The sequence below is a fragment of the Herbidospora galbida genome (assembly GCF_005233835.1).
GTDB lineage: Bacteria > Actinomycetota > Actinomycetes > Streptosporangiales > Streptosporangiaceae > Herbidospora > Herbidospora galbida.
Window position 1 is genome coordinate 159568 of sequence record NZ_SZQA01000014.1, and the last position, 17294, is coordinate 176861.

The 17294-nt window shown below is 72.3% G+C and carries 14 protein-coding genes; 12 read left to right on the plus strand and 2 right to left on the minus strand.

What is annotated here, in order from left to right; genetic code table 11:
- The first annotated feature begins 6 nt into the window (after nt 1–6).
- The 12 genes from fdhF (at nt 7) to FDA94_RS16820 (ending at nt 14865) form a co-directional block, all read left to right on the plus strand.
- Nucleotides 7–2895, plus strand: coding sequence for a formate dehydrogenase subunit alpha (gene fdhF, locus FDA94_RS16765; RefSeq protein ID WP_212735363.1), 2889 nt, complete (start codon nt 7–9; stop codon nt 2893–2895).
- Nucleotides 2892–4637, plus strand: a complete 1746-nt coding sequence (locus FDA94_RS16770; protein WP_137247989.1) for an NAD(P)H-dependent oxidoreductase subunit E — start codon at nt 2892–2894, stop codon at nt 4635–4637. The genes fdhF and FDA94_RS16770 overlap by 4 nt, the downstream gene beginning before the upstream one ends.
- On the plus strand, nt 4634–5854 hold the full coding sequence (locus tag FDA94_RS16775; protein ID WP_137247990.1) for a molybdopterin molybdotransferase MoeA: 1221 nt from the start codon (nt 4634–4636) through the stop codon (nt 5852–5854). The genes FDA94_RS16770 and FDA94_RS16775 overlap by 4 nt, the downstream gene beginning before the upstream one ends.
- Nucleotides 5851–7770, plus strand: coding sequence for a molybdopterin biosynthesis protein (locus FDA94_RS16780; RefSeq protein WP_137247991.1), 1920 nt, complete (start codon nt 5851–5853; stop codon nt 7768–7770). Before FDA94_RS16775 ends, FDA94_RS16780 begins: the two co-directional genes overlap by 4 nt.
- 70 nt (nt 7771–7840) lie before the next feature.
- Nucleotides 7841–9391, plus strand: a complete 1551-nt coding sequence (locus FDA94_RS16785; protein ID WP_137247992.1) for an ABC transporter substrate-binding protein — start codon at nt 7841–7843, stop codon at nt 9389–9391.
- Nucleotides 9388–10371: an ABC transporter permease gene (locus FDA94_RS16790; RefSeq protein WP_246059970.1), complete on the plus strand. Its 984-nt coding sequence runs from the start codon at nt 9388–9390 to the stop codon at nt 10369–10371. The genes FDA94_RS16785 and FDA94_RS16790 overlap by 4 nt, the downstream gene beginning before the upstream one ends.
- On the plus strand, nt 10371–11189 hold the full coding sequence (locus tag FDA94_RS16795) for an ABC transporter permease (protein WP_137247994.1): 819 nt from the start codon (nt 10371–10373) through the stop codon (nt 11187–11189). Before FDA94_RS16790 ends, FDA94_RS16795 begins: the two co-directional genes overlap by 1 nt.
- A complete protein-coding gene (locus FDA94_RS16800; RefSeq protein ID WP_246059971.1) occupies nt 11186–12118 on the plus strand; it encodes an ABC transporter ATP-binding protein in 933 nt (310 codons plus the stop codon). Before FDA94_RS16795 ends, FDA94_RS16800 begins: the two co-directional genes overlap by 4 nt.
- Nucleotides 12105–12740 (plus strand): ABC transporter ATP-binding protein, encoded by a 636-nt coding sequence (locus FDA94_RS16805; protein ID WP_137247996.1) that lies wholly within the window; start codon nt 12105–12107, stop codon nt 12738–12740. The genes FDA94_RS16800 and FDA94_RS16805 overlap by 14 nt, the downstream gene beginning before the upstream one ends.
- Nucleotides 12741–12894: 154 nt before the next feature.
- Nucleotides 12895–13539, plus strand: coding sequence for a hypothetical protein (locus FDA94_RS16810; protein WP_137247997.1), 645 nt, complete (start codon nt 12895–12897; stop codon nt 13537–13539).
- Nucleotides 13536–14336, plus strand: a complete 801-nt coding sequence (locus FDA94_RS16815; RefSeq protein ID WP_137247998.1) for a nickel/cobalt transporter — start codon at nt 13536–13538, stop codon at nt 14334–14336. The genes FDA94_RS16810 and FDA94_RS16815 overlap by 4 nt, the downstream gene beginning before the upstream one ends.
- 223 nt (nt 14337–14559) lie before the next feature.
- The gene (locus tag FDA94_RS16820; RefSeq protein WP_137247999.1) at nt 14560–14865 is read left to right on the plus strand and encodes an STAS domain-containing protein; all 306 of its coding nucleotides are present in this window, start codon (nt 14560–14562) and stop codon (nt 14863–14865) included.
- Between the two features lie 60 nt (nt 14866–14925).
- Here the strand turns inward: FDA94_RS16820 and FDA94_RS16825 are convergent, their stop codons facing one another.
- Together FDA94_RS16825 and FDA94_RS39935 are read right to left on the minus strand one after the other, a co-directional pair.
- Nucleotides 14926–15720 carry an alpha/beta hydrolase gene (locus tag FDA94_RS16825; RefSeq protein ID WP_137248000.1) on the minus strand — a complete coding sequence of 265 codons (795 nt, stop codon included), beginning with the start codon at nt 15718–15720 and terminating at the stop codon, nt 14926–14928.
- The coding region (locus tag FDA94_RS39935; protein WP_246059972.1) for a helix-turn-helix transcriptional regulator at nt 15717–17294 on the minus strand (1578 nt) is incomplete at its 5' end. The genes FDA94_RS39935 and FDA94_RS16825, both read right to left, overlap by 4 nt.

Genomic DNA, 17294 nt, shown 5'->3' on the forward strand with positions numbered 1-17294 from the left:
GTTGCGATGACGATGCTCGAGGAGCCGGCGACGTCCGTACGGACCGTGTCCGTCGAGATCGACGGCCGCGCCGTGACCGTGCCTGAGGGCACCACCATCTACGATGCCGCGAAGCGACTCGACATCGACATCCCCGTGCTCTGCCACGACGAGCGCTTCGACCCCGTCGGGGTGTGCCGCATGTGCGTGGTCGACACCGGCGGGCGGGCCTTCGCCGCCGCGTGCGTGCGTCCCTGCGACGACGGCATGCAGGTCAAGACCAGCACCCCCGAACTGGAGCGCAGCCGGGCCGTCCTGACCGAGCTGCTGATCTCCGACCAGCCGCCGCGGGCCGAAGACCCGAAGCAGACGACCACCGGCGACAACCTGCTCCTCGACCTCGCCGACCGGTTCGACGTCGCCAAGGAGACGACCGACCTGCCGTGCGGCTCGGGCCGGGGCCTCGACCTGTCCAACCCGGTGATCGCCGTCGACCACGACGCGTGCATCCTCTGCGACCGCTGCGTCCGGGCCTGCGACGACATCCAGGGCAACGACGTCATCGGCCGGTCGGGCAAGGGCTACTCGACGAAGATCGCCTTCGACCTCAACGACCCGATGGGCGCCAGCTCGTGCGTGACCTGCGGCGAGTGCGTGCAGGCCTGTCCCACCGGCGCCCTGACCAACAAGGCGATCAACGACGTGCCGATCCGCCCCCGCGAGGAGCTCGACGCGGTCGACAGCGTCTGTCCCTACTGCGGCGTCGGGTGCGCGCTCACCTACTACGTCGACCGGTCGCGCGGCGCGATCGCCTTCGCCGAGGGCCGCGACCAGCCCGGCTCGAAGGGCCGCCTGTGCGTCAAGGGCCGCTACGGCTGGGACTACGCGGCCTCGCCGCAGCGCCTGACGGTGCCCCTGATCCGGGTCGACTCGTCCTACCCGAAGGGCCCGCTCTCGGCCGACGTACGCGGCGACGGCGACCGCGAGCGCGGCCGGCGCGGCGGGAAGCTGAGCAAGAACGGCAAAGACGGCCGGCGCAAGCCCGGCGGCCTGGTCGACTACGACGAGGTGCTGCCGCACTTCCGCGAGGCCACCTGGGAAGAGGCGCTCGACCTCGTCGCCCGGCGGCTGATGGAGATCCACGCCGAGCAGGGCCCCGGCGCGATCGCGGGGTTCGGCTCCGCGAAGTGCTCCAACGAGGAGGCCTACCTCTTCCAGAAGCTGATCCGGGCCGGGTTCGGCACCAACAACATCGACCACTGCACCCGGCTCTGCCACGCCTCCTCGGTGGCCGCGCTGTTCGAGGGCGTCGGCTCCGGCGCGGTCTCGACCACCTACGGCGACGTCGCCAACGCCGACGTCGTGATCATCACGGGGTCGAACCCGACGGCGAACCACCCCGTCGCCAGTTCCTTCTTCAAGCAGGCCCGCCGCCGCGGCACGAAGATCATCTACGTCGACCCGCGCGCCAGCACCGTGTCCGAGCACGCCGACTACCACTGCCAGGTCAAGCCCGGCACCGACGTGGCGTTCTACAACTCGGTCATGCACGAGGTGATCCGGCTCGGCCTGATCGACCTCGAGTTCATCAAGGCCCGGGTGTCGAACTTCGAGGAACTGGTCCGCACCGTCAACGACTACCCGCCGGAGCGTGGCGCGCAGATCACCGGCGTCGACGCCGACCTGATCCGGCAGGTCGCCCGCGTGTGGGGCGAGGCCGAGGCCGGGGTCATCTACTGGGGCATGGGCATCTCCCAGCACACCACCGGCACCGACAACGCCCGCTGCCTGATCGCGATGTGCTCCATCACCGGCAACGTCGGCCGCCCCGGAACCGGCCTCCACCCGCTGCGCGGCCAGAACAACGTCCAGGGCGCCTCCGACGCCGGGCTGATCCCGATGTTCTATCCCGACTACCAGGGGGTCGACCTCGACGCCACCCGCCGGCGGTTCGAGGAGGCCTGGGGCGTCCAGCTCGACCCCAACCGGGGCCTGACCGTCACCGAGATCATCGGGTCGGTGCTGAAGCCCGGCGGCGTGCGCGGCATGTACATGCTCGGCGAGAACCCGTTCCTGTCCGACCCCAACACCAACAAGGTGCGCAAGGCGCTGTCGCAGCTGGAGTTCCTGGTCGTCCAGGACATCTTCATGACCGAGACCGCCGAGTTCGCCGACGTCATCCTGCCGGCCTCGTCCTACCTCGAGAAAGACGGCAGCTACACCAACACCGACCGGCGCGTGCAGCTCGGCCGCAAGGTGATGGACCCGCCGGGGCAGGCCCGCGTCGACTGGGAGATCGTCCAGGACATCGCCCGGCGGATCGGCCTCGACTGGTCCTACGCCTCGCCGAGCGAGGTGTTCGACGAGATGGTGGCGCTCATGCCGTCCTACCGGAACCTGCGCCACGACAACCTGGGGCTGACCGGGAAGCTCTACCCCAACGCCGACCCCGAGCACTCCGACGGCACGGTGGTCCTGTTCGACGAGCGGTTCAACACCGACGACGGCCTCGCCCATCTCGTCCCGGCGCAGTGGCTCCCGGCCAAGGAGCTGCCCGACGCCGACTACCCGCTGGTGCTCAACACCGGCCGGCTGCTCGAACACTGGCACACCGGGTCGATGACGCGACGGTCGTTCGCGCTCGACACGATCTCGCCGATCGCCGAGGTGTACATGCACCCGAAGGACGCCGCCGACCGGGGGCTGGCCCACGGCCAGATGGCCCGCGTCCGGTCGCGGCGCGGCGTCATCGAGCTGCAGGTGCGCATCTCCCACCGTGAGCAGCTCGGCAACTGCTTCATCCCGTTCCACTTCCGGGAGGCGGCGGCCAACCTGCTGACGATCGACGAGATCGACCCCCACGGCAAGATCCCCGAGTTCAAGTTCTGCGCGATCCAGGTCGAGGCGGCGAAATGACCCTGAGTTTCGAGGTGAACCGTCCCCGGGTGCCCGGGGTCGAGGCGCGGGCCGGCAAGTTCCCCGGGCCGTCGCTGATCCCGGCGCTGAACGCGATCCAGGCGCGGCTGGGGTGGCTGCCGCGCGAGGAGCTCGAGGAGCTGGGCCGCACGATGCGGCGGCCGCTCTACGAGATCGAGGGCCTGATCTCGTTCTATCCCCACTTCCGCACCACCCCGCCCGCCAAGGTGGCCGTCAACGTCTGCCACGACCTGTCGTGCTGGCTGCGGTCGGCCGACGACCGGATCGCCGAGGTGCGGGCCCGCTACGGCGACGACACCGAGATCGAGCTCACCGAGGTCTCGTGCCTGGGCCGCTGCGACAGCGCCCCGGCGCTGGCCGTCAACGAGGTCCCGGCGCCGGTCGCCGACGTCGACGCGCTCGTGTCGGCCGCACGCGACGCGGAACTCGGCGAGGCCGCCGTGACGGGCCGCGCCGAGCCCTGGCCCAACGACCCCTACCCGGCGGGTTCCGGCGTGCCGGGTCGATACGCGAGCCTGCGCGCCCTGCTGTCGGGTGAGGTGAGCGCCGAGAGCGTCGTGGCCACGCTGGAGGCCTCCGGGCTGCGTGGCATGGGCGGCGCCGGCTTCCCCACGGGCCGGAAGTGGGGGCTGGTCCGCGCCGCCGAGCCGGGCGGCGTCAAATACGTGATCTGCAACGCCGACGAGTCGGAGCCGGGCACCTTCAAAGACCGTCAGATCCTGACCGACCAGCCCCACCTGGTGATCGAGGGCCTCCTGCTCGGCATGGCCGTGGTCGGGGCCGAGCAGGGCTGGATCTTCATCAGGCACGAATACGGCCCGGAAGAGCGCGTGCTCCACGCCGAGATCGAGGCGCTGCGCGCGGCGGGCGTCATCGGCGAGAACGCGTGCGGCAGCGGCCGCCGCCTCGACCTCGACATCTTCGTCTCGCCCGGGGGCTACATCCTCGGCGAGGAGACGGCGCTGCTCGAATGCATGGAGGGCCACCGGGGCGAGCCGCGCAACAAGCCGCCCTTCCCCGGCAACTACGGCCTGCACGGCCGGCCCACTCTGATCAACTCGGTGGAGACCTTCGCCGACGTGCCGGTGATCCTGCAGCGCGGCGCCGACTGGTGGGCAGAGCAGGGCGAGGGCGAGTCGGTCGGCTGGAAGTTCTTCGCCGTCTCCGGCCACGTCGAGAACCCCGGCGTCTACTGCGTGCCGATGGGCACCTCGGTGCGGGCGCTGATCGACCTCGCCGGCGGCGTGCTCGGCGGGGCCGAGGTGGGCGCGGTACAGCCGGGCGGCGCGTCCTCCAACTTCATCGGGCCCGACAAGCTCGACCTGGCGCTCGACTTCGGCACCCTCGCCGAGGCGGGCACTATGCTGGGCTCCGGCGCGATGGTGGTGCTCGCCGAGGGCACCGACCTGCTGGCCGCCTCGACCAACGTGCTGCGCTTCTTCCGCAACGAGTCGTGCGGCAAGTGCGTGCCCTGCCGGGTCGGTTCCACCAAGGCCCACGACCTGCTGCGCGGCACCCTCGACGCCGGATCGTCCACGCTCGACGAGGCGCAGCGGGGCCGGATCCTCCAACTGGAGGAGACCATGCGCAAGACGTCGATCTGCGGGCTCGGCCAGGTGGCGCTGGGGCCGGTCGTGTCGGTGCTCGGGCTCAACAAGGGCGGCGCGGCGGCCCGTCTGCAGCCCCGGCCCGAGGGGTCAGAGGAGCAGCCAGACCGTTGAGCGGCAAGGAGTTCTTCACCGCTCGTACCCTCGCCGAGGTACGGGCCGGTTTCCGGCCCGCCCGCCGCACGCCGGTGGAGCGGGTGCCGCTGTCCGAGGCGCTGCACCGGGTGCCCGCCGCCGACATCACGGCGCCCGCAGCCCTGCCCGGCTTCGCCCGCTCGACGGTCGACGGCTTCGCGGTCCGGGCGGCCGACACCTACGGCGCCTCCGACGGGCTGCCGTCCTACCTCGACCTGATCGGGGCGGTCCGGATGGGCGCCGCGCCCACCGTGGCGGTCCGGCCGGGCGGGTGCGTCGCGATGCCGACCGGCGGGGTGATCCCCGACGGCGCCGACGCGGTGGTCATGGTCGAATACACCGCCGAGACGATGCCGGGCACGATCGAGGTCACCCGGCCCGTCGCGCCGGGGGGCGGCATCGTGCGGGCCGACGAAGACGTGACGGCGGGCGGGGTCCTGGCGCCCGCCGGGCGGCCGCTGCGCGCTCCCGACCTGGGCTTTCTCGCCGCCGCTGGGGTGACGACGGTCGCCGTGCACCGGCGGCCCCGGGTGGCGATCGTCTCCACCGGCGACGAGGTGGTGCCGCCCGAGACCGTGGCGCTCACCGCCGGGCAGGTGCGCGACGCCACCGCCTCGGCGCTGGCCGGGCTGGTCGCCGACGCAGGGGGCGAGCCGGTGATCGCCGGGATCGTCCCCGACGAACCGGGCGCGCTCAAGGAGCGGCTGGCCGAGCTGCTGGCCGACGCCGACCTGGTGATCGTGTCGGCGGGGTCGTCGGTCGGGGCGCGCGACGAGACGGCCGGCGCGGTGGCCGCCCTCGGCGACGTCTGGTGCCACGGGATCGCCATCAAGCCCGGAAAGCCCACCCTGCTGGCCGAGTGCGGCGGGATCCCCGTCATCGGGCTCCCGGGCAATCCGCTGTCGGCGTTGGTGGTGTTCGGGCAGGTCGGCGTACCGCTGCTGTGGCGGGTCGGGGGCTGCGAGACGCCGCCGCCGCAGCCCGGCGTCCGGGCGCGGCTGTCGCGTGACCTGGCGTCGGCGGCCGGTCGGCTCGACGTGGTCCAGGTCGTCGTCCGCGACGGCGTGGCGGAGCCGATCTTCGGCCCGTCGGCGCTGCTGTCGGTGTTGACTCGGGCCGACGGATACGTGATCGTGCCCGAGCCGGCCACCGGCCTCGACGCGGGCACCGAGGTAGAGGTAGTCCTGTACCGATGAGCCCGGAAAGCCCCTTCGTCTCCGACGTCCCTTCGGCGCAGGCCCTGTCCGTCTGGCGCGAGACGCGCGCCGCGGCAGGCTGTCCCGCCCGGGTCGGCGTGGTCCGGGTGCCGGTCGCCGCCGCCGTGGGCCGGGTGACGGCCGAGCCGGTGTGGGCGCTGCGGTCCTCACCCGCGTTCGACTCCGCCGCCATGGACGGCATCGCGGTCCGCGCGGCCGACACCGTCGGCGCGTCCGAGACCGGCCCGGTGTTCCTCGCCGCCGCCGACTTCGCCGTCGTCGACACCGGCGACCCGCTGCCCGACGGCTACGACGCCGTGGTGATGCGCGAGCACGTCCACCGCACCGCCGCCGGAGAGGCGGAGCTGCGGGCGGCCGTCCCGCCCTACCAGCACGTCAGGTCCATCGGCGAGGACATCAGCGCGGGCGAGCTGCTGCTCCCCGAGGGCCATCGGCTGCGCCCCGTCGACGTCGCCGCGTGCGCCGCGGCCGGAGCCGTCGAGCTCGGCGTGCGCCGCGCGCCGCGCGTGGTGATCGTGCCGACCGGCGACGAGATCCGCCCGATCGGCGCGGAGCTCGCGCCCGGTGACATCCTCGACACCAACTCGATGATGCTCGCCGCGCAGGCCCGGGAGGCGGGCTGCGAGGCCCGGGTCACCGAGATCGTCCCCGACGACCCCGAGACCATCACCGCCGTGCTGAGGGAGGCCACCCGCGAGGCCGATCTGGTCCTGCTCATCGCGGGCTCCAGCGCCGGGCGTGACGACTACACCGCCCGCGTGGTCGCCGGGGCGGGCGTCGTCGCCGTCCACGGGGTCGCGGTGCGTCCCGGCCATCCGGTCGTCCTGGGCGCGGTCGAGGCGACGCCCGTGATCGGCGTGCCCGGCTACCCGGTGTCGGCGGCGCTGACGTTCGACATCTTCGCGGCTCCGCTGCTCGCCGAGCTCGAGGGCGCCGCGCCGCGCGAACGCCCGTCGACCACGGCCCATCTGGCCAGGAAGCTGCCCTCCGCGATCGGCATGGACGACTGGGTCAGGGTGCGCCTGGGGCGGGTGGAAGACCGGCTCGTCGCCACCCCGCTGCCCCGGGGCGCGGGCGTGCTGACCTCGCTGGTCCGGGCCGACGGGCTGCTCGTCGTGCCCTCGGGCATCGAGGGTCACCACGCCGGGGAGCAGGTCCGGGTCGAACTGCTGCGCGGCCTGTCGGAGATCGGCCGGACCATCGTCGCGATCGGCTCCCACGACCTGGTGCTCGACCTGGCCGCCTCCGCGCTGCGCGCGGCCGACCCGCTGATCACCCTGGCGTCGTCCAACGTCGGCTCGCTGGGCGGCCTGGTGGCACTGCGCGACGGCCTGTGCCACGTGGCCGGGTCACACCTGCTCGACCCGTCCACCGGCGACTACACGCTGCCCTATGTCGACCGGCTGCTCGGCGCCGACGCCGACGTCGCGGTGATCAGGCTGGTCCACCGCGACCAGGGGCTGATCGTCGCGCCGGGCAATCCGCTCGACCTCGACGGCATCAAAGACCTGACCCGGCCCGGCCTGCGCTACGTGAACCGTCAGCGCGGCGCCGGCACGCGGGCGCTGCTCGACCACGAACTCGCCCGCCTCGGCATCGACCCGGGCGAGGTGCCCGGCTACGCCCGCGAGGAGCACACCCACCTGGCCGTGGCCGCCGCCGTGGCCGCCGGCCGCGCCGACGCGGGCATGGGCATCCTGGCCGCCGCCCGCGCCTTCGGGCTCGACTTCGTCCCGGTGGCGCAGGAGCCCTACGACCTGGTGGTGCGCGCCGGCGCGCTGACCGACGAACTGCTCGCCCCGCTGTGGGAGCTCCTCGACCGGCCCGGCTTCCGCGCCGAGGTCGAGGCGCTGGGCGGCTACTCCTGCGCCGAGACGGGGCGCCGCGTCCGCTGACCCCTTTTTGTCATCTGCTGTACTTGCGAATAAGTTGCAATAACCAGATGATCGCTTTACCTTCGCTGCCATGACGCCCTTTCGCGCCAGATTCGCCCCTCTCGTCCTGATTTCTGCGTTAGCTCTCACCGGCTGCTCCGCGCCGACGGCGACTCCGAGCTCCCCCGACGACACGTTCGTGCTCGGGATCAGCTCGGAGCCGGACACCCTCAACCCGGTTCTCGGCTACGCCCCCGACGGCGGCTCGCTGCTGTTCGACGGGCTGCTCGGCCGCGACGCCGACCTCTCGCTCAGGCCCGCGCTGGCCGACAAGCTGCCCGAGACCGACGGCACGACGGTCACCTTCACCCTGCGCAAGGACGTCACTTTCCACGACGGAACCCCACTGACCAGCGAGGACGTCGTTCACACCTATAAGGCCGTGCTGGACGAGAAGAACAACTCCGGCATCCGCGGCGACTTCGCGGCCATCGAGTCGGTGGAGGCGCCCGACCCCGCGACCGTGGTGTTCCGCCTCAAGTACCCGTACGCGGCGATCCTGCAGCGCGCCACGCTGGGCATCGTGCCCGTGGGCCGGGCGCTCGACGCCGAACCGGTCGGCACCGGGCCCTACACCTTCGTGTCCCGGACGCCCGGCGACAAGCTCGTGCTCAAGGCCAACCCGTCGTACTGGGGAGGCGCGCCGGCGATCAGACAGCTGGTGGTCGCGTACGCCGGAGACGACAACGTGCGCGCCACCCGGATGGCGGCCGGCGAGTTCGACGCGACCGTGCTGCCACCCAAGGCCGCCGCCCGCTTCGAGAACCGGCAGGGCCTGACCGTCCACAAGGTGCAGAGCGCCGACTACCGGGGCGTCATGTTCCCGTTCGGACAGCCGGTCACCGGCGACCTGGCGATTCGCAAGGCGGTGAACCTGGCCCTCGACCGGCAGGCGATGGTCGACACCATCCTGGCCGGGGCCGGCGAACCGGCGTTCGGGCCGATCGCGCCCGGCACCACCTGGCACAACCCGGCGGTCGCCGGTTCGGCCACGCCCGACCAGGCGCAGGCGACCCGGCTGCTCGACGAAGCGGGCTGGCACGTCGGCGACGACGGCGTCCGGGCCAAGGACGGCACCCGCGCGAGCTTCACGCTGATGTATCCGGCCGGTGACGCGCTACGCAAGGACCTCGCCCTGGCCGTCGCCTCCGACGTCAAGAAGATCGGCGTCGACGTGCGGCTGGCCGGTCTGGACTGGGACGCGATCGAGCCCCGCATGAGCAAGGACGCGCTGGTCATGGGCTACGGCGCTCCGTTCGACCCTGACTACACCAACTACGAGCTGTTCCACTCGGCCTTCGCCGGCCAGGGCTTCTTCAACCCCGGCCACTACAAGGCGCCCGAGGTCGACGCGCTGCTGGACGAGGGCCGCGAGGAGCCCGACCCCGTCGTCCGCAAGCGGACCTACGACGCCTTCCAGCAGCGCATCAGCGACGACGCCGCCTGGGCTTATCTCGTCTACCTCAAGCACGTGTACGTGGTGCGCGGCGAATGGTCGGGGATCGCCCCCTCGGTGGAACCGCACGCGCACGACACCGGCGGCCTGTTCCGCAACCTCGCCGAGTGGAAGCCGGCCTCGTGACCCGTGCGCTCGCCCGGATGGTGCTCTGGCGGCTGGCGTTCACCGTGCCGCTGCTGTTCGCCGTCACCCTGGGCATGTTCGCGCTGGCCAAGGCCTCGCCGTTCGACCCCGTCAGGCAGTACCTCGGCGACCGCGCGGTCGTCACCAGCCCCGAGGTCATGGCGCAGATCCGGGCGAACTGGGGCCTGGACCGGCCGGTCGCCGAGCAGTACCTGACCTGGCTGGGCAACCTGGTGCAGGGCGACCTCGGCGACTCGCGCAGCATGCACCGGCCGGTCGCCGAGGTGATCGGCGAGCGGCTCGGCTGGACGCTGCTCGCCGTGAGCTGCGCCCTGGTGCTCATGCTGGTCGTCAGCCTCGCGGTCGGCGCGCTGGCCGCTTGGCGGCACGACTCGTGGCTCGACCGGGCGATCACCGGCAGCGCGTACGCCAACGAGGCGGCCCCGGTGTTCTGGACCGCGCTGATCGTGATGTGGGTTTTCGCGGTCAAGCTGCAGTGGCTGCCGCCGGGCGGGTTGACCGACCCGGCCGCCACCACGCTGGAGGCCGGTGACGTGCTGCACCACATGATCCTGCCGGTGGCGGTGCTGGCGTTCTCGCAGTCGTCGTGGCTGCTGCTGTTCGTCCGCGAGTCGCTGATCACCACTCTGCGGGAGGACTTCGTGCTCGGCGCCCGCGCCCGTGGTCTGCGGGAGCGCACGGTGATCGTGCGGCACGCGCTGCGCTCGGCGCTGCTGCCGTTCGTCACCCTGCTCGGGGCGCGCATCCCCGAGCTGGTCACCGGCGCGATTTTGGTGGAGACCGTCTTCTCCTGGCCGGGGGTGGCGTCGGCGTCGGTGCAGGCCGCGCTGGCCGCCGACTTCCCGCTGCTCGCCGCGCTCACCCTGCTGGCCACGCTCGCGGTGGTGGTCGGCAACCTGCTCGCCGACGGCGCCTACGTGATCGCCGACCCGCGCGTGCGGGTGCTGGGGGTGAGCTGATGACGAGATCGTCGTGGATCGCGGCCGGCGTTCTCGTCGCGCTCGCACTGGCCGTGCTGCTGGTGCCCGCCGTGGCGCAGCTCGACCAGCAGCTCGTCGACCTGCGTTCGGCGAACCGGGCGCCGTCTCTCGCGCATCCGTTCGGCACCGATGAAGTGGGGCGCGACGTCCTGCTCCGGGTGATCTACGGGCTACGCGTCTCGCTGCTCATCGGCCTGGTCGCGGCCCTGGTGTCGGTCACCGTCGGCGCCGTGGCCGGGCTCGCCGCCGGCGTGCTCGGCGGCGCCGCCGACCGGGTGATCATGCGGGTCGTGGACGGTTTCAACTCCGTACCCCACCTGCTGTTCGGCATCTTCATCGTGGCGCTGTTCTCGCCCAGCCCCACCGCCGTCGTGGCCTCGGTCGGGCTCACCCACTGGACGACCGCGGCCCGGATCGTCCGTTCAGAGGTGCTCACGCTGCGCGCCCGGCCGTTCGTGGACGCGGCGATCTCGGGCGGTTCTGGTCGGCTGCGCGTCGTGCGGCGGCACTTCCTGCCGCACCTGCTGCCGCACATCGCGCTGGCGTCGGTGCTGATGGTCCCGCACGCCATCTGGCACGAGACCGCGCTCAGCTTCCTCGGCCTCGGCCTGCCCCCGCACCTCGCCTCGCTCGGCAACATGATCAACGATGGGGCGCGGTCGCTGCTCGCCGGCAACTGGTGGGCCTCGCTCTTCCCCGGCCTGTTCATCCTGCTGCCCACCCTGGCGATCTCGGTGCTCGTCCAACACTGGCGCGACCGCGCCAACCCGCGCCGGCGATCGGAGCTGCAGCTGTGACCTCCTCCCTGACCGTCCAGAATCTCTCTGTACGATTCCGGCTCCCCGGCGCGACCGTGCACGCCGTCAGCGACGCCTGCTTCGAGGTGCGCCGGGGCGAGTGCCTGGCCCTGGTCGGCGAGTCGGGCTGCGGCAAGTCGGTGATGGCGCACGCCCTGATGGGGCTGCTGCCCGCCAACGCCACCGTGGCCGGGTCGGCCTGGCTGCGGACGGAAGGCGCGCCGCCCCTCGACCTGCTCGCCGCGCCGGAAAAAGTGCTCGCCCGCACCGTGCGCGGGCGGAGGATCGGCCTCGTCCCGCAGAGCCCGGCCGCGCACCTCACCCCGGTGCGCACCGCTCGCGCCCAGCTCGCCGAGGCCCTGCGCGAGCTGGGCAACCCGGCCTCCGCCGACGAACTGGCCGCGCGGGCCGGTCTCGACCCGGCGCAGCTCGACCGCTATCCGCACCAGCTGTCGGGCGGCATGGCCCAGCGCGTCGTCAACGCCATCGCCCTGGCCGGCGACCCGTGGCTGATCGTCGCCGACGAGCCGACCAGCGGCCTCGACCGCCCACTCGTCGAGGCCACCATGACCGAGCTGCGGCGGCTCGCCGACGACGGCCGCGCCGTGCTCCTCATCACGCACGACCTGCGCGCCGCCGAGCGGGTCGCCGACCACATCGCGGTCATGTACGCCGGCCGTGTGGTGTCGCTCGCCCCGGCGGAGGAGTTCTTCGCCGGGCCGCGCCACCCGTACGCGGCCGGGCTGCTGGAGGCCCTGCCGTCTCGTGGCTTCGTCCCGATCCCCGGGCGGCCGCCGGAACTCACCGACCTGCCCTCGGGCTGCGCGTTCCGGCCGCGCTGCGACCGATCGACCGCCGCCTGCTCGCACCTGCCCGAGCCTGGGCCGGTGGCCTGTCACCACCCTCTGGAGCACCATGTTGCGCGCTGACGGCATCACCGTCGCCTACGGCCGGCAGCGCGTGCTGCGCGCCGCCGACCTGACCGTGGCCCCCGGCGTCGTCACGGGGCTGGCCGGGCCGAGCGGCTGCGGCAAGTCGACCCTGGCCCGGGTGCTCGCCCTGCTGCGCCGGCCCGACGCGGGCCGGCTCACCGTCGACGGGACCGAGGTCCGCCGCTGGCGGCACCGGGCCTCCCGCGACCTGCGCACCCGGGTCGCGCTGATCTTCCAGCAGCCCCGGCTCGCCGTCGACCCCCGGCTCACCCTGCGCGAGATCGCCGAAGAGCCCTTCCACGCCACCGGCCGCCCGGTCGAGGACCTGGCCGACGAGGTGGGGCTCACCCCCGAACTGCTGGTCCGCCGCCCGCACGAGGTCTCCGACGGGCAGCTCCAGCGCGCCTGCGTCGCCCGCGCGCTCGCGCTGCGCCCCCGTTACGTGATCTGCGACGAGATGACCACCATGCTGGACGCCTCCACCCAGGCGCACCTCGTCGCCCGGCTTGAGGCCTACCGCCGCGAGACCGGCGCCGGAGTGCTCGCCATCACCCACGACGAGGAGCTGCTGACCCGCTGGACCGAACCGTCCGGCGGCCCCACCGTACGCATGACGTAAGCAAATCGGACGTTCATTCACTGGTTGCCCTCTCGTCGCACTCCCGCTGACGACGCCTGGCTGAATGTGAACGCTCGCTCTTCCGGGGCCGCGACACTCAGCCTGAAGATCACGAGTCGGATTCGATTCAGCCGGGCTTCGTGCAGGAGATCGCGTGAACATCCCCAGCCGCGCGCCGGTGGTCGTGCTGCTCTTCGCAGCCGTGCTGCCGGTCTTGGCGGCCCTCGCCGGGCCCGCCTCCGCGCACCCCTTCGGCGCACCGCCGACGGCGCGGATCAGCGCCACCGGAACACAGGTGGCGATCCACTACAGCGCGAGCCCCGACGACTGGTTCGCCCTCGGCACGGCCAAGGGCGCGTTCAAGGACCCGGCGCCCCAGCTCACCGGCGAGGAGAAGCTGGAACGCTCGCCCGTGGTCCGCGACTACCTGCTCAAGACCATCACCGTCGCGCAGGACGGCAGGCCGTGCCCCGGCCGGCTGGCGTCCCTGGTGGGCGTGACCGACCACGGCGCGCAGTTCGACTACGACTGCGGCCGGCCGGTCGACGACCTGGACGTCACCCTGAGCGCCCTGACCGACCTCGACCGCAACTACCGGACGGTGCTCGTCTTCGCTCCGCCGGTGGAACGGGAGCAGATGCTCTTCACCTCCACGACGCCGACCCAGCATCTGGACTTCTCCGCGTCCGGCGTCTCCGCCGGCGTCGTCGGCGTCGCCCTCTGGCTGGCGTTCGTGGTGGTCGCCGGGGTCGGCGGCCTGGTCGTGCTGCGGACGCGGCGCCGGAGGGTGGCGGCATGAACGGCCTGAACGGCATCGACAGCCGGTTCGTCGCGTTCTTCGACGGCGGCGGGGCCTTCTGGCTGGCCCTGGCCATCGCCCTGGGCGTCGGCGCGATGCACGCCGTCGCGCCCGGCCACGGCAAGAGCGTCACCGCCGCTTACCTGGTCGGCACCCACGGCCGCTACCGCGACGCCGTCCGCCTCGGCGTCATCGTCGCGATCATGCACACGTTCTCCGTGCTGGTGCTGGCCCTGCTGTGGGTCGGCGTCTCCGGCGTCGCCGGGCTGGGGACGGAGTCCATCACCGCGTGGATGCAGGTGGTGGCCGCGCTCGTGGTCATCGGCGTCGGCGTCCACCTCGCCGTACGGCACCTCCGCCGACGGGCGCACGTCCACAGCCATGCGCACGGACACGGACACGGTCACGGGCATGGACACGGACATGGACATGGACATGGACATGGACACGGCGAGGAGGCCACCGACCCTTGGTCGCGCAAGGGGCTGATCGCGCTGGCCCTGTCGGGGGGCCTGCTGCCGTCGCCGTCGGCCTTCATCGTGCTGGTCAGCGGTCTGCTCACCGGGCGGGCGCTCGACGCGGTCGTGCTGGTCCTCGCGTTCGGGTTCGGCATGGCGTGCACGCTGACGGCGGTGGGCGTCGTCACGATCCGGGGCCACGGCCTGCTCACGCGCGGTATGCGCGGACGCTCGGCGGCCGCCGCCGTGTCGGAGTGGACGCCGGTGGTGGCGGGGGTCGCCGTCACGATCGCCGGTTGTTTCTACCTGGCCAGCGCGGTCTTCGTCCTCACCGGCTAGCGAGACCGGTTCTTTCCGATCGCCACCCCATATCTCGACTTCCGGAAACACCTCATTCCGGAAGTCCCGGGATATGGTGAGGGCACCGAGGACTTTTCGAGCGTTGGCATTCAGGTCGGCGTCGCCCCCGGCGAACCACGACTCTGTCACTCTCTGTGCGGCCTTGACGGTTACCGCGAGCCGGGCATTCGGCCGCCATCACGACCCATGAGGAAGTCCCGTCATGACCGTGCCCGGAACCACGGCGCCCACGATTCTTCACCTGTCGGGCGACATCGACGTCAGCACCACCACCGACCTGCGCCGACGTATTCTCGGCGCTCTCGACCACAGTGTCGAGGTGCTCATCCTCGACCTGTCCGCCGTGACCTTCTGCGGCGCCGGCGGACTCGGCGCGCTGCTCCATGCGCAGGCCAGGGCCCGGTCGCGGGGGGTGACCCTGGCGCTGGCCGGCCTCACCCCGCAGATGGCCAGACTGCTGGAGATCACCGAGTTGAGCGACCGCTTCCCGGTTCTGACCGAGAGATAGCTCTCCGACTCCGCCGAACACAGGAAGGCCCGCCAGTCGGACGGGCCTTCGTCGTCGGCCTCACTTCGCGTGGTCGAGGGCCCAGTCGAGGACTTCGTCGGCGATGGCCTGCCAGCCCGGGGCGGCGGGCAGGAGGTGCGGGTAGCCCTCGTAGTGCTTGATCTCGGTGATGGTCTTGGACTTGTAGTGCTTGGCGTTGGAGTTCTGGATGGCGGGGGGCATGATGTGGTCTTCGCTGGCCGAGACGAACAGCAGGGGCGCGCGGTCGTCGTTGTGGTAGTCGACGGCGACGGCTTGTTTGCCGGGCTGGAAGTTGGCCAGGACGCTGTCCCACAGGATGCGGCCCGAGACCGGGATGGAGTAGCGCTCGTACAGGGCGCGGGACTCTTCTTCGGGGAAGGTGTTGGTGAAGGCGTACTTCCACTGGTCGTATTCGATGGGGACGGCCTTGTGGTGGTTGGCCGGGCTCTTCAGCACGGGGAAGGTCGACTTGACCTGGCTGAGCGGGACCACGCGCACGCCTTCGGTGGGTGCGGAGTTCAGCGCCACGCCGGCCGCGCCGTAGCCGTGGTCGAGCAGGATCTGGGTGAACGCGCCGCCCGCCGAGTGACCGATGATGATCGGCTTGCTGTCCAGGCCGTCGAGGATGCCTTCGAGCTTCTCGACGATCTGGGGAACGCGCAGGTCGACGATGGGGGTCGGGTCGGCGCGCAGGGCTTCGACCTCGACTTCGAAGCCGGGGTAGCCGGGGGCCAGGACGCGGAAGCCCTTGGCCTCGTAGTGGGTGATCCAGTGCTCCCAGCTGCGGGGGGTGACCCAGAAGCCGTGGACGAGGACGATCGTGTCGGGTCTCATGTAAGCCGCTCTCTGTGCGTGTCGGATGGTGCCGGCTGTGGGGGAACGCGTGGTCTCGACCCTGCGTCGAGGGCCTCTTTGAGCTGGCGGCGGGAGCTCACGCCGAGCTTGCGGAAGATCTTGCGCAGGTGGTAGTCGACCGTGCTGGCCGACAGGAACAGCTGCGCGGCGATCTCGGGGTTGGTGGCGCCGCCCCTGGCGAGGGTCGCGATCGTCAGCTCGTGCGGGGTGAGGTCGGAACCGTGGCCGCCGGTGCGGGCGCCGGCCTGTTCGCCGGTGGCGGCGAGTTCCATCCGGGTGCGGGCGGCGAAGCCGACCAGGCCGTTCCGCTCGAAGATCGTGAGCGCGGCGCGCAGCTGAAGGCGGGCGTCGCGGCGGCGTTTGCGGCGGCGTAGCCACTCGCCGTACAGCAGATGCGCGCGGCCCAGGTCGCTGGGGGCGTGGAGACCGTCGAGGTGGTCCAGCGCCCGCCGGTACAGCGGTTCGGCCTGTTCGCCCTGGGTCAGCAGCGCCTCGGAGTAGGCCAGCACGCCCAGCGCGCGGGGTGCACCGCTGGCGGTGGCGCGGCGGGTCAGGGTCGCCAGCGTCTCCTCGGCCAGGGTCCGGTCGCCCGAGCGCAGCGCCGCCTCGACCAGGTCGGGCAGCAGGCGGGAGTGCATGCCCATGCCGTCGCCGTCGACGAGCGGCCGCAGCAGGGCGCCGGCCTGGGCGTACTCGCCCCGGCCCAGCGCGATCAGGGCCCGGCCGATGCGGCCCTGCGCCTCGATCGCGCCCACTCCGAGCGCGGCCGAGGCCTCCATCGTGCGGGCGAGCCGGGTCTCCAGGTGGTCGACCTCGCGCCGGGCCAGGAGCTCGGGGTGGCGGTAGACCTCCCACAGGTCCTCGCTGGCGCCCATCGCCGAACGGATCTGGTGGCACTGGACGATCAGCGCGTCGGCCCGGTCGAGGTCGCCCAGGATGGTCTCCTGCATCGAGCAGGCGTACAGCGAGGCGTCGAGGCTGAACAGGGAGCCCGTCCGGCGGGCCACCTCGCCGGCCCGCCGCAGCACGGCCCGCTGGGTGTCGTCGTCCCAGAGGATCATGACCAGGGTGGTGGTCAGGATGGCCTTGAGCAGGACCTCGTCGTCGGAGGTCGCGGGGTCGAGCACCCGTTCCGCCGCGCGCCGCAGGTGGGGGACGGCCGCCTCGTAGCCGTCCAGGACCAGGACGGCGAAGGAGGTCAGCACCGGGTCGGTGGTGCCCAGATCCCGGGCCGCCTTGGCGATCTCGGTGAGGGTGGTGCCGGTCGTCAGGTGCTCGGAGGTCACCGCGCGTTCGGCGGCCCGCAGCACCGCGTCGCTCGCCAGTTCGGGGGCGACTCCGGCGAACGCGCGGGCGGCCTCCATGAAGACCGCCGGAGCGGACCCGAAGGCGCCCGGCAGGCCGAGTGAGTACGACGCGCTGCCCCGGACGACCAGCGCGCGGCCCCGGGTGACGTCGTCGAGGGCGTCCTGGTCGAGGGTGTCGAGCAGGGTCTGGGCCTGCAGGGGGGCGCCGCCGATGAAGGCGGCCTCGGCGGCGGCGACCCGCCGCCG